Genomic DNA, 12,458 nt, shown 5'->3' on the forward strand with positions numbered 1-12,458 from the left:
GGGCCGGCCCGGCGTTTTGCCTGTCAGAGCGTTCGGGTGACCTTGCTCAGATGCGGCGGGCGGTCGGGGTCCAGCCCCCTTGCCGCTGCCAGCCCGGCAATGCCGCCATAGAAGGCGCGCGCCTGGACGAGTGGTGCCAGAACGGCCGGGACATCCGCTGGCATGGGTAGGGCGAGGGTGGACGGCACAGCGAGTGGCCCGGCATAGGCGACATCCGCCCCCAGGCTGGCGACGGTACGTGCGGCAGACTGCGTGCTGTCGCTGCCTTCGTCGGAAGGGTCGAGCGCCAGGACCGGAAAGCCGGGGCGGACCAGCGCCAGTGGGCCGTGAAGGACCTCCGCCGCGCTGAAGGCCTCCGCGTGAAGGCGGCAAGTCTCCTTGAACTTCAGCGCCATCTCCTGAGCGATTCCCAGCCCGAGGCCGCGGCCGATGACATAAAGGCTGCTGGCTTGCTCGAGCCGCTGGAAGAAGGGCGACCAGTCGCAGTTCCCAGCCTGGGTCAGGAAATCGGGTGCGCTTTCCAGCGTTTCCATTAGGGAGGGCTCGCGGCTCCAGGCGACGGCGAGGTGCAGGAACGCGATGCAGGTGGCGAGGAAGCTCTTCGTGGCGGCGACGCTGGTCTCCGGCCCGGCGGAAAGCGGCAGCGTGACGTCGACCAGCTCTGCGAGCGGGGCGGTCGTGTCGTTGATCAGGCCGATCGTCAGCGCGCCACCGCGTTTGGCCGCTTCGGTCAATCGCAGAGCGTCGGGGCTTCGACCGGATTGCGAGATGGCGATGAAGACGGCCCCGGAGAGATCGAGTTCTTCCCGGTAGACCGAGGCGAGGCTGGGCCCCAGCGAAGCGACGGGCAGGCCGAGCGCGCGCTCGATCAGATATTTTCCATAAGTCGCGGCATGGTCGGAGGAGCCGCGTGCGCAGGTTGCGACGAAGGCCGGCCGGCGCCGACGTAACTGCTCGCCGAGCGCGGCCATGGCCGCCGCGTTAGCGGCAATCTGGCGCGCGGCGACATCGGCGGATTCGGCCGCCTCGCGGGCAAGGAGGGCTTCAGGCATCGATGCGGTCTTGGCTGTGCAGCAGGTCTCGGCTCATCGCGTCGACATCGGTACGGTCGAGCCGCGTCCCCGCTCCCCCGACGGAGCGCACGGACAGGGTTCCGCAGGCGATACCTTCCGCCAAGGCCAGCTCCGGCTGATGGCCGGCGAGCCAGGCCGCGAGGAAACCGGCATTGAAAGCGTCACCGGCGCCTGTCGTGTCGAGAACCGGGCCGCCATCCGGTGCTGGCAGGGCGGTGGCCGAGCCACTCCGGAACAGCCGTGCGCCGTCGCCTCCGTCCTTGACGATCACGAGCGGGAAATCGCGAGCCAGCCGGAGCCCGGCCTGATCCAGATCGTCGCATCCGGTGATCGCGCGCGCTTCGGCGGCATTGGGCAGGAAGATATCTGCGCCAGCGGCGCGTGGCAGCAGCTCGGGATCGCGGATCCAGACGTCGTCCCAGCTCGGATCGAGCGAAACGGAGAGGCCGGCGCGCTTGGCCATCCGGATCAGCTCCGGGATCTCGGCCAGAGTCGCGAATTCGGCGATATGGAGATGCCGGGCGGCCGGGTCGGCGAGGGCCGCGTCCAATGTCGCCGGCCGGGCGCAGCCGGCGCGCCGCGACAGAAAGGCGCGCTCGCCATCCTTGATCATCGCGACGGTCGGTTGCGGGCCGGCATCGGCGGAATGTTCGAGCCAGCGCAGATCGACACCGCTATCTGCCAACGCCGGCGCGATGGCGCCGGAGAGCGGATCGGTGCCGATCCGGGCGAGCAGCCCGGTCCGGATGCCGAGCGCGGCGAGATGGGCCGCGGTGATGAAGCCGCCGCCGCCGGGCACGATCGATACCGCCTCGGCAAAGCGTTCCTCGCCGAGCCTCGGCAATGCGTCGATCCCGCGGAAAACGATGTCGCAGTAGAGGCGGCCGATGCTCAGGACGAAGTCGCGTCCGGTGGTCATAGGGCGCGCTCGGTCGCGGTGTCGAACAGGCGCAGGGCGTCGATGGCTGCGCCGAGCCGCACCTCGCTGCCGACGGCGGGCGGAGCCTTGGCCGAAGCCGAGGCGAGGATCAGCGTATCGCCATGCTCGACATGGACGAAGCTCTCCGAACCGAGCGGTTCGACCACTGCGACCTTGCCGGTGAGGACGAGATCGGCGTTTTCGCCGGGGGCAAGCACGCGCAATTCCTGCGGGCGGACGCCGACCAGCACCTCGGGGGGGAGTGGGGCCGGGCAGCTGGGCAGGGCGATAGCGTTGCCGGCCAGTTCCAGCGTCGATTTACCGTTACCGGTGCTCGTCTTGGCCGGGAGAATGTTCATCGTCGGTGAGCCGATGAAGCGAGCGGTGAAGACGTCGGCCGGTTTCTCGTAGAGTTCCATCGGCGCGCCGACCTGGAGGATGCGGCCGTCGCGCATCACCACGATGCGGTCGGCCAGCGTCATCGCTTCGACCTGATCATGGGTGACGAAGACGATGGTGCGGCCGAGCCGCTGGTGCAGGCGCTTGATCTCCAGGCGCATCTGGGCGCGCAATTGCGCGTCGAGATTGGAGAGCGGCTCGTCGAACAGGAAAGCCGAGGGGTCGCGCACCATGGCGCGGCCGATAGCGACGCGCTGCCGTTGGCCGCCGGACAATGCCGACGGCTTACGTTCGAGCAGTGGTTCGAGGCCGAGGATGCGGGCGGTCTCCTCGATCCGGCGGCGTTTCTCCGCCTTGTCGAGCTTCGCCGTATAGAGGCCGAAGCCGATATTCTCGGCGACGCTCATATGCGGGTAGATCGCGTAGTTCTGGAACACCATCGCGATGTTCCGCTCCTTCGGCTCCAGCCGGTTCACGGGCCGATCCGCGATCGTGATGGTGCCGCCGTCGATCTCTTCCAGACCCGCGATCATGCGCAGCGTCGTCGACTTGCCGCAGCCGGAGGGGCCGACGAAGACGACGAATTCGCCATCCTCGATGGCGAGGTCGATGCCGTGGACGACCTGCGTCTTGCCGTAGCGCTTGACCAGCCCCTGAAGCTCGATACCCGCCATCAGGCTGCTCCCATCAGATCCGCGAAGGCGGCGTCGAGTTCATGGCGCGCGGAGGCCTCGCGCGCAGCGGTCGCGGTCGCGGCGAGGCTTGCCGCCACCAGCACGCCGCGATAACCGGCGAAGGCGGCGGCGAGCGCCTGTGGCCCCGGCCCGCCGAAGCGCTCGCGCACCGCGACGAAATGTTCGGGCGAGACGGCCTCGGCGAAGGCGGCCTCGTTCAAGGCCGGCTCGCGGCCGGCATGTTCGCGGAAAGCCTTTTGGAAGGGCGCGTAGCCGTCTCGCGGCAGGTCGCCATCAGCCGCGACCACGGCACGCGCGACATCGGCGGCGATCTCATGGGCGGTGCGGAAGGAGAGGTCTTCCGACCGGACCAGCGTGTCGGCCAGCTCGGTGATGGTGATGCAGGAGCGGCGGATGTTCTCGGCGACGCGACGTCCGTCGACCTGCAACGCCGGCAGCAGCGCGGCGAGCAGGCTCAGCACGCGCTCGCCGGTCGCGAAGGCCTGATAGCCGGCTTCGTTGGTTTCACCCTCGGCGTCGTTCATGTCGGTGAAGGGCGTGTTGTGGACGATGTCCCTGACCATCCGGGCGCGCGCCACGGTCTGCGACGCGAGATGGCGCAGATGCTCGATCGGGACGGGATTGCGCTTCTGCGGCATGATCGAGGAGATCTGCACGAAGGCATTGGGCACATAGAGCTGGCCGACCTCGAAGGCGGTCCAGACCTGCAAATCCTGGATCAGGCGACCGAGATGCAGGAACACGAGCTCGACCGCGCTGTAGGTCGCGGTGAGGTAATCGATCGCGGCGATGCAGCCATAGGAGTTCTGCAGCGGAGCCGAAAAGCCGAGCAGATGCGCGACGCGGGTGCGATCCAGCGGGAAGCCCGAGGTCGTGATCGCGGCCGCGCCCATCGGCGAGAGATCGAGCAAGGCGCGCGCCTGCACCAGTCGCTCGTGGTCGCGCAGCATCACTTCGATCGCGGCGGAGAGGTAATGGCCGAAGGTCGTCGGCTGCGCCGGCTGGCCATGGGTATAGGCGACGATCAGCGTCGCCTTCTCGCGCTCGGCGAGGTCCAGGGTTGCGGTGATCAGGGCGCGCAGCAGGCCGGCCATATGGTCGAGCCGCGGCTTGAGGGCGAGCTTGAACAGCGTGTGGTCGATGTCGTTGCGCGAACGGCCGGTATGCAGGCGCCCGGCATCGTCGGCCGGCAGGCGCTTCTTCAGCTCGGCCTCGATCAGGAAGAAATAATCCTCGACCGAGCCGTCATAGCTCAGCTTGGCTGGGTCGATCTCGGCATCGATTTCGTCGAGCGCGCGGGCAATGCGGCCGGCGGTAGTGCGGGGCAGGATGCCGGTCTCGGCGAGCATGACGAGATGGGCGCGGTCGATGGCGCGGAAGCTCTGGACGTGATGCGTCCTCGCGCCGTCGAAGAGCGGACGTAGCACCGTCTCCTTGTAGACCGGATCGGGAAAGACGGAGGTATCGCTCGCGCGGGGATCGGTTTTCGTCATGGCAATCAGCCCTTGAGACCGGCGAGGACCACGCCGCGCACGATATAGCGCTGGAGCAGCAGGAAGACGGTCAATGTCGGCAAGGTGGCGAGCGCGGCGCCCGTCATGATCAACTCCCACTGGACCTGCGATTCCACCGCGAAGCTCGTGAGGCCGACCGGCAAGGTGTAGAGTTCCTTGGAGGTCGTCACGATCAGCGGCCAGATGAAGGCGGTCCAGTTGCTGAGGAAGGTGAAGATCGCCAGCGCCGAGAGGGCCGGCGTCACCAGTGGCAGGGCGATGCGCCAGAAGATCGCGAATTCGTTGAGGCCGTCGATGCGGGCGGCTTCGAGGAAGTCGTTCGGCACGGTCTCGAAGAACTGTTTCATCAGGAAGGTGCCGAAGGCCGTCATCATGCCCGGGAACATGATGCCCCAGTAACTGTCGAGCCAGCCGAAGTTCTTGGCCATGACATACCAGGGGATGACCAGCATCTCGGTCGGGATCATCAGCGTCGAGAGAATGGCGATGAAGACGAGATAGCGGCCGCGGAACTGGAATTTTGCCAAGGTGTAGCCGACGAGGCTGTCGAAGAAGACGTTCGAGAGCGTGACCGCTGTGGCGATGCCGAAGGAATTGGCGAACCAGCGCAGGAAGCGGCCGTCCGAAAGCACAGTCACGTAGTTGGCGAGCGTCGGGTGGGCCGGGAAGAAGGCGAGATCGTAGATCTCGGAGGAATCCTTCAGCGAGGTCGCGAACATGAAGGCGAGCGGCGTCACCATTAGCAGGCCGCCGCCGAAAAGCAGTAGCCATGCGAGGATGCGGCCGGGCTCGAAACGCAGGGTCATGGGGGAAGCGGCGGCGCTCATCAGCGGTCCCTCAGCAGCCTGAGCTGCAGCAGCGAGACCACCAGCAGCACGAGGAATAGCACGACGGTCTGGGCCGCGGCATAGCCCATGTCGAAGGAGGAGAAGGCCGTCTGGTAGATCATCAGCACGAGCGGCTTGGTGGCGTTCAGCGGGCCGCCCGGGTCGCTGCTCGTCTGGCTGGTCATGTTGTAGACCTGATCGAAGATCCGCAGGAACCCGATCGAGGAGAAGACGACGAGGAAGACGATCGTCGGCTTGAGCAGCGGCAGGGTGATCCGCCGCAGGATCGTTCCGTTCGAGACGCCGTCGATGCGGGCGGCCTCGTAATAGGTCGTCGGGATGGCGCGCAGGCCTGCCATGAAGATCACGACCTGGAAGCCGAGCCCGGCCCAGATCGCGGGCGCGAGCACGGCCGGCAGCGATTGCGTGGTCGAGCGCAGGAAGGGCTGCTGGGCGATGCCGATGCCGGCGAGCAGGTTGTTGAACAGGCCGATCGGCACCGGCTGGTAGAACCAGCGCCAGACCCAGGCCATCGCCGCCGCGGTCGTCAGGAAGGGCAGGAAATACAGCGCCCGGATGAAGCCGTGCAGGAAGCGCACGCGGTCGAGATGATAGGCGATGGTGAAGGCGAGCAGCAGGCTGATCGGCGTGCCAAGCAGCAGGTAGAGCGCGGTATTGCGGAAGACCTGCCAGAAGACCGGATCGGCAACGAGCCGCTTGAAATTGGCGAGCCCGATGAAGGAGGGCTTGGTCAGCAGGTTCCAGTTTGTGGTGGAGATCCAGAAGGCTTCCAGCGTCGGATAGAAGCGCACCACCGCATAGAACAGGATCGGCACCGCCAGGAAGGACCAGGCCCAGAGGACCTGCTTCTGGCGCATGCCGAATCCGGATAGGAGGCGGGCGCCGGAACGGGCGTCGTCGTGAGAGGAAGACGGGTTCATCGCGACAATCCGCTCCGGCGCCCGCTGAGATTCACTTCTTGTAGAAGCGGTCGAGGATCGGCTGCTCGGCGGCCGCGGCTTCCGCCAAGGCGGCCTTGGCATCCTGGTTCTGCAGCAGCACGCGATTGATCATGTCGAGTGAGACCTGGCGCTGAGCCAGTTCGTCGACGAAGACCGTGGCGTGCGAATAGGCGAGCGCTTTGAGGAACGGCCCGTAGATCGGGTGGTTCAGGTTCTTCTCGGTCTCGGCCGCCGCCTTGCGTGCCGGCAGCTCGCCGACGGTTTCGAGCCAGAGCTGCATTGCCTCGGGGGTCGTGACGAAGGCAAGGAACTTCTTGGCCGCTTCCAGTTTCTCGCCCGTAGGCTTGGTGGTGATGGCGTTGACCCAGTAGCTGGCGAAGTTCGCCTTCTTGCCGTCGGCAGAGGCGGGTAGCTCCGCGACGCCCCACTCGAAATTCTTGATGCCGCCGAAGGCGCCGAGACGGAAGGAGCCGTCGATGGTCATCGCCGCACGCCCGGCGCGGAAGGCGGCCTGGCCCTCGTCCATGAAGCCGACCTGGCCGACCTTGTGGACGCGCTGGAGATCGGCATACCAGTTCAGAGACTTGGCGCCGGCCTCGCTGTTGTAGGTCACGGTTTTGTTGTCGTCGCTATAGGGTGCGCCGCCGTTCTGGCGCAGCAGCGTCTCGCGCCACCAATGGTAGTCCTGACCGGGGAAGTCGAGCGTAATGCCGGCGGAGAGCATGTTGCCGGCGCCGTCGCGCTTGGTCGTCTTCTTGGCCATGTCGAGCAGTTCGTCGACGGTCTTCGGCGGCTTGTTCGGGTCGAGCCCGGCCTCCTGGAAGATCTTCTTGTTGTAGAACAGGGCCAGCGAGCGCACCGCCGTCGGCAGGGCATAATATTCGCCGTCGCGCTTCATCGCCGAGACGATCGGATAAAACTCCTTCTCGATCATGGCAGGCGGGAAGGCGTCGCGCGGCAGCGGCTGGATGAACTTGGCGCCGACGAAATTGTCGAGCCAGCCATAGAAGAGCTGCACGACGTCGGGGCCCTGGCCGGCCGGCATCGCGGCGGCGATCTTCGTCTGATAGTCGGCGTAGGGGAAGGTGGTCTGCTTGACCTTGATGTTCGGGTTGGCGGCCTCGAAGCGCTTGATCAGCTCGTTCATCGCCTTGACGCGCGCGTCGAAGACATACTGCCAGTATTCGATCTCGACGGTCTGTGCCTTCGCGCCGGCGATCGCACCGACCGAGACCATCAGACCCAACAGCATCCCGCGAAAACCGCGCATGTTTCTCTCCCCTGTTCTCCCGCCCTCCGCCCCTGCCGGCGACGGCATTCGGGAGGCTCGCCGATATCGTCATCTCGCGGGCCCGCGGCTGTCAATCAATTAATTCACTTGAGTTGGATTAATTGCCGACGCAGGCTGTTTCCCCGTTCCTTCCCCGATCGCCTATGCCGCACCGTCCCGTCCCGCCTTCCCGCAGCGTTGCCGTCGGCACCAATCCCGAGCGGACGCGAAGCCACAACCGCCGCGTGGTGCTGGAAACTGTGCGCCAGCACGGGCAGCTCGGCCGCTCCGACATCGCGGTGCTGACACGGCTGACGGCCCAGGCGGTCTCCAACATCGTTGCCGAGCTGGTCGAGGAAGGATTCCTGATCGAGCTCGGCCGGCGCCGCACCGCGCGCGGCCAGCCGCCTGTGGAGTTCGCGGTCAATCCCGATGGTGGCATGACGGCGGGCATGGAGATCGCCGCGGACCACATCACCACAGTGCTCGTCGACCTCGCCGGCCGGGTCCGGGCGCAGCGCATCGCGCCGCTGGCCGATGCGACGGTCGCCGGCGTGCAACAACTGGCTGCGACGGAGCTGGCCTGGGTGCGGCAAGCGGCCGGCTTGCCGGAGCGATTGCTCGGCTGCGGAGTGGTGATGCCTGGCCCCTTCGAGATCGAAGGCATGAGCTCGGTCGGGACCTCGCCCCTGCCGGGCTGGGCGGGGCAGGATGCGGCGCAGCTTCTCGCCGAGGCCCTGAACACACCGGTTGTCATCGAAAACGATGCCACCGCGGCGGCGGTCGGCGAGCATCTCCACGGTCTCGGGCGCAATCTGCGTCATTTCTGCCAGATCTATTTCGGGGCCGGCCTCGGGCTCGGCGTGATCATCGGAGGGCAGCCCTATCGCGGCGCCTTCGGCAATGCCGGCGAGATCGGCCATATCCCGGTGGTGGCGGGCGGGCGACTCTGCGCCTGCGGCGGGCATGGCTGCCTCGAGCGCTACGCCTCGGTCCACGCCCTGACCGAAACATTGCGGGAGGCCGGGATCGTAGCCGCCGGCCCGGAGGAGATCGTGCAGCTCCATCGGAGCGGGCATCCGGCCCTGACCGGCTGGGTTGCCGAGGCAGCGACCCTGCTGGCGCCGGTCGTAGCGATGCTGGAGAATCTGTTCGATCCCGAGACCGTCATCCTCGGAGGTGAGATGCCGGACGAGGTGGTCGATGCGATGATCGCCGCGATGACGCCGCTGCCGATCTCGGTGGCAAGCCGGAGAGGCCGCTCGATTCCACGGGTCCAGCGGGGGGCGACCGGAAGGCTCACGGCGGCACTCGGCGCAGCGGCACTGCCGCTGCTGGATACGATGACGCCCAAGCTCGATCGCGTCAGCCTGGCCCCCGAGAGTGAGCTTTCGCCGGGCTGAGGCCGGGCGGGCGCTCCAGAACCGTCAGACTGACAGGTATTGCGTCCGGATTGCTTCGTCGGCCTTGAGCGCGTTCATCGTCCCGGTGAAACGAATGGCGCCTTTTTCGATGATGGCGACACGATCCGCGACATTGCCGGCGAAGTGCAGATTCTGTTCGGAGAGCAGGATGCTCAGGCCTTCGCCCTTCAGCGCCAGGATGGCCTTGGCCATCTCCTCGACGATGACCGGCGCCAGTCCTTCCGAAGGCTCGTCCAGCAGCACGAGTCGTGGATTGCCCATCAGCGTGCGGGCGATGGTCAGCATCTGCTGTTCGCCGCCCGACATCGCTCCGCCTGGTCGGTCGCGCATGCGGCCGAGATTGGGGAAGAGCGCGAAGAGCCGGTCCGGCGTCCAGTGCGGCGCGCCTTCCCGTGGCGGGCGCTGGCCGACGGCGAGATTCTCCATCACGGAAAGTTCCGAGAAGATGCGTCGTTCCTCCGGCACATAGCCGATGCCGAGGCGCGCGATCTCGAAGGGCTCGCGCCCGTCGATCCGCTGCCCATCGAAGCGGATCTCGCCCGCCGACGGTGGCACCAGCCCCATCACCGCCTTGATCGTCGTCGACTTGCCGGCGCCGTTGCGGCCCATCAGGGCAAGCACCTCGCCCCGACCCATGTCGAAGCCGACGCCCCGCAGAATATGGGCGCGCCCGTAATAGGCGTCGAGCCCGGAAATCGCGAGAAGGGCCGTCATCAGTGCCCTCCCGAATTCGTGCCGGAGCCGAGATAGACGGCCCGCACCTGCGGGTCCTGTCGCACCGTCTCGGCCGGGCCGTCGGCGATCAGCCGGCCGCGATCCAGCACGATCACTCGGTCGGCATGGGCGAAGACCACATCCATGTCGTGCTCGGTGAACAGCACCGCGATGTTCTCCTCCGTCGCGATCCGGGCTGTCAGGGCCATCAGGTCCAGGCGCTCGCGCGGCGCCATGCCGGCCGTCGGCTCGTCCATCAGCAGGAGCTCCGGCCGGTTGGCGAGCGCCACGGCGAGCTCGACCCGCTTCAGGTCGCCATAAGCGAGCACGCCGCAGGCCCGGTCCGCCTGCTCCAGCATGCCGACTTGCGCCAGCAGTGCCTCGGCCATCGCGACATGGCGCGATCGTGCCGCCTGAAACGGACTCCAGAGGTCGCCTTCCTTCGAGATCAGCGCCATCTGCACGTTTTCGCGCACTGTCATCGAGGTGAAGGTCGCGGTGATCTGGAAGGTGCGGCCGACGCCCCTGCGCCAGATGACGCGTGGCTTCAGCCCTGTGACCGGCTGTCCGGCGAGGACGACCTCGCCGCGGTCCGGCGCGAGCTGTCCGCCCAGCATGTTGAAGCAGGTCGTCTTGCCGGCGCCGTTTGGACCGATCAGCGCCACCATCCGGCCGGCTTCGACCGCAAAGGAGACACCCCGCACAGCGTGGACCCCGCCAAAGGATTTCGCGAGATCGCGCACCACCAGCACCGGCGCGGATGAGCGAGTGGTGACCGCGCTCATCGCGCGCCCTCCGTAGACGCAATTCGCTCGCGCCAGGCCAGGAAGCTGCCGACCAGCCCACGTGGAAACAGCATCACGAGCAGCACGATCGTGAGCCCGAGCGCGAAGCGCCAGTACAGGGTGAATTTGGCAAGCTGGTCGCTGAGGCCCGCATAGGCGAAGGCGCCGACGATCGGTCCGGAGACGGTCTGGACGCCGCCGAGCAGCACCATCAGCAGGGCATCGACCGAGCGCGGGATCGCCAGATAGGTCGGGAAGACCGAGCCCTTGAAGAAGGCGAATAGCCCGCCAGCGATGCCGGCTGCGCAGGCCGCGATCGCGAAGGCGATCCATTGCACGCGCATCGTGTCGATGCCGATCGCCTCGGCGCGGAGCGGATTGTCGCGGGAGGCGCGCAGCGCATAGCCCAATGGTGAGAACACCATGACGCGCAGCAGGAGCACGCAAGCGGCGCAGATACCGAGCGCGAGATAGTAGAACGCTGTCTTCGACACGGCCCAGCTCGAGGGCCAGACGCCCAGAATGCCGTTGTCGCCGCCGGTGAGCTCGACCCATTGGAAGGCGGTCGCCCAGGCTATCTGCGCGAAGGCGAGCGTCAGCATGGCGAGATAAACGCCCGACAGCCGGACGCAGAACCAGCCGAACACCGTCCCCGCGATGCCGGCGAGGAAGGGCGCGAAGAGCAGCGCCGGCTCCATCGGTGTGCCGAGCCATTTCACCGCGAGCGCCGCGCCATAGGCGCCGAGGCCGAAATAGGCGGCGTGGCCGAAGGACGCCATGCCGCCCGGCCCCATCATGAAATGCAGCGAGGCGGCGAAGAGGGTGAAGATCACGAGTTCGGTCAGAGTCAGCAGCAGGTAGTCCGGCGTGACCAGCGGAGCGATGGCGAGCAGCAACAGGGCAAGGAGGCCGGCGAGCCTGGTCGCCCGATCGGCTGGTTTCAGCAGCGGCTCGAGCGCCGGTCCGCGTGCCTGCCCGGTCGGGGGCTTGCCCAGGAGCCCGAAGGGCCTGACCACCAGGACGACGGCCATGACCAGGAAGACGAGGACCAGCGTGATCTTCGGAAAGATCAGGATGCCGAAGGCATGCAGAATGCCGATCAGCACCGCCGCCAGATAGGCGCCGGTGACGCTGCCGAGGCCGCCGACGACCACGACGACGAAGACCTCCGCGATCATCGACAGGTCCATATGCAGCGTCGCGGCCTCGCGCGGCAGCTGAAGCGCACCTCCAAGGCCTGCCAGACCGGCGCCGAAGGCGAAGACCGAGGTGAAGAGCAGGCGCTGGTTGACGCCGAGCGCCCCGACCATTTCGCGGTCCTGCGTCGCGGCCCGGACCAGCGTGCCCCAGCGCGTCTTCTGGAACAGGAACCAGAGCAGCGCCAGCACGGCCGGGCCGATGGCGATCAGCAACAGCTCATAGGTCGGGAAGCGGCTGTCGAACAGGATGACGAAGCTCTTGAAGCCCGGCGCGCGCGGGCCGAGCTTGTCCTCCGGCCCCCAGATCGCCAGCGCGATGTCCTGAATCATCAGCACGACGCCGAAGGTGGCGAGGAGCTGGAAGAGTTCGGGCGCCTGATAGATCCGCCGCAGGATCGCGACCTCGATCAGGACGCCGATGCCGGCGACGAGCAGAGCGGCCAGCACGACTCCGCCCCAGAAGCCGAGGGGGCTCGCCGGTCCGAGCCATTCGACCAGCGTCCAGCCGAGATAGGCGCCCAGCATGTAGAGCGAGCCATGGGCGAAGTTCACGATGCGGGTGACGCCGAAGATGATCGACAGCCCCGATGCAACGAGAAACAGCGACGAAGCGGAAGCGAGCCCGTTCAGCGTCTGCGTGAGGATGAGATCGAGCATTCCGTCTCGTCTGGAGGCAA

11 protein-coding genes are annotated in these 12,458 nt (G+C 66.9%); 1 reads left to right on the plus strand and 10 read right to left on the minus strand.

Annotation, left to right across the window (positions count from 1 at the left end; genetic code table 11):
* Positions 1 to 23: 23 nt before the first annotated feature.
* From CE453_RS04415 to CE453_RS04445, 7 genes are all read right to left on the minus strand, one after another.
* The gene (locus tag CE453_RS04415) at positions 24 to 1,052 is read right to left on the minus strand and encodes an SIS domain-containing protein (protein ID WP_089173484.1); all 1,029 of its coding nucleotides are present in this window, start codon (positions 1,050 to 1,052) and stop codon (positions 24 to 26) included.
* Entirely contained in the window at positions 1,045 to 1,992 is a 948-nt protein-coding gene (locus CE453_RS04420; RefSeq protein WP_089173485.1) for a carbohydrate kinase family protein, read from the minus strand. Before CE453_RS04420 ends, CE453_RS04415 begins: the two co-directional genes overlap by 8 nt.
* Positions 1,989 to 3,065 carry an ABC transporter ATP-binding protein gene (locus tag CE453_RS04425; RefSeq protein WP_089173486.1) on the minus strand — a complete coding sequence of 359 codons (1,077 nt, stop codon included), beginning with the start codon at positions 3,063 to 3,065 and terminating at the stop codon, positions 1,989 to 1,991. Before CE453_RS04425 ends, CE453_RS04420 begins: the two co-directional genes overlap by 4 nt.
* A complete protein-coding gene (locus CE453_RS04430) occupies positions 3,065 to 4,579 on the minus strand; it encodes an argininosuccinate lyase (RefSeq protein WP_089173487.1) in 1,515 nt (504 codons plus the stop codon). The genes CE453_RS04425 and CE453_RS04430 overlap by 1 nt, the downstream gene beginning before the upstream one ends.
* Positions 4,580 to 4,584: 5 nt before the next feature.
* Complete coding sequence (locus CE453_RS04435) at positions 4,585 to 5,427, minus strand: carbohydrate ABC transporter permease (protein WP_089173488.1); 843 nt, start codon at positions 5,425 to 5,427, stop codon at positions 4,585 to 4,587.
* Entirely contained in the window at positions 5,427 to 6,305 is an 879-nt protein-coding gene (locus tag CE453_RS04440; protein WP_248307943.1) for a carbohydrate ABC transporter permease, read from the minus strand. The genes CE453_RS04435 and CE453_RS04440 overlap by 1 nt, the downstream gene beginning before the upstream one ends.
* A gap of 94 nt (positions 6,306 to 6,399) precedes the next feature.
* Entirely contained in the window at positions 6,400 to 7,659 is a 1,260-nt protein-coding gene (locus CE453_RS04445; RefSeq protein ID WP_089173490.1) for an extracellular solute-binding protein, read from the minus strand.
* Between the two features lie 164 nt (positions 7,660 to 7,823).
* On the opposite strand from CE453_RS04445, the gene CE453_RS04450 reads away from it, so the two are divergent.
* The gene (locus tag CE453_RS04450) at positions 7,824 to 9,062 is read left to right on the plus strand and encodes an ROK family protein (RefSeq protein ID WP_089173491.1); all 1,239 of its coding nucleotides are present in this window, start codon (positions 7,824 to 7,826) and stop codon (positions 9,060 to 9,062) included.
* 24 nt (positions 9,063 to 9,086) lie between these two features.
* Here CE453_RS04450 and CE453_RS04455 read toward each other — a convergent pair whose 3' ends face one another.
* From CE453_RS04455 to CE453_RS04465, 3 genes are read right to left on the minus strand one after another with little or no spacing between them, the layout of a single operon-like run.
* Positions 9,087 to 9,797 (minus strand): ABC transporter ATP-binding protein, encoded by a 711-nt coding sequence (locus CE453_RS04455; RefSeq protein ID WP_089173492.1) that lies wholly within the window; start codon positions 9,795 to 9,797, stop codon positions 9,087 to 9,089.
* Positions 9,797 to 10,582, minus strand: coding sequence for an ABC transporter ATP-binding protein (locus CE453_RS04460; RefSeq protein WP_089173493.1), 786 nt, complete (start codon positions 10,580 to 10,582; stop codon positions 9,797 to 9,799). The genes CE453_RS04455 and CE453_RS04460 overlap by 1 nt, the downstream gene beginning before the upstream one ends.
* A complete protein-coding gene (locus CE453_RS04465) occupies positions 10,579 to 12,438 on the minus strand; it encodes an ABC transporter permease (protein WP_089173494.1) in 1,860 nt (619 codons plus the stop codon). Before CE453_RS04465 ends, CE453_RS04460 begins: the two co-directional genes overlap by 4 nt.
* Between the last annotated feature and the right edge of the window lie 20 nt (positions 12,439 to 12,458).

The organism is Bosea sp. AS-1 (genome assembly GCF_002220095.1).
GTDB lineage: Bacteria > Pseudomonadota > Alphaproteobacteria > Rhizobiales > Beijerinckiaceae > Allobosea.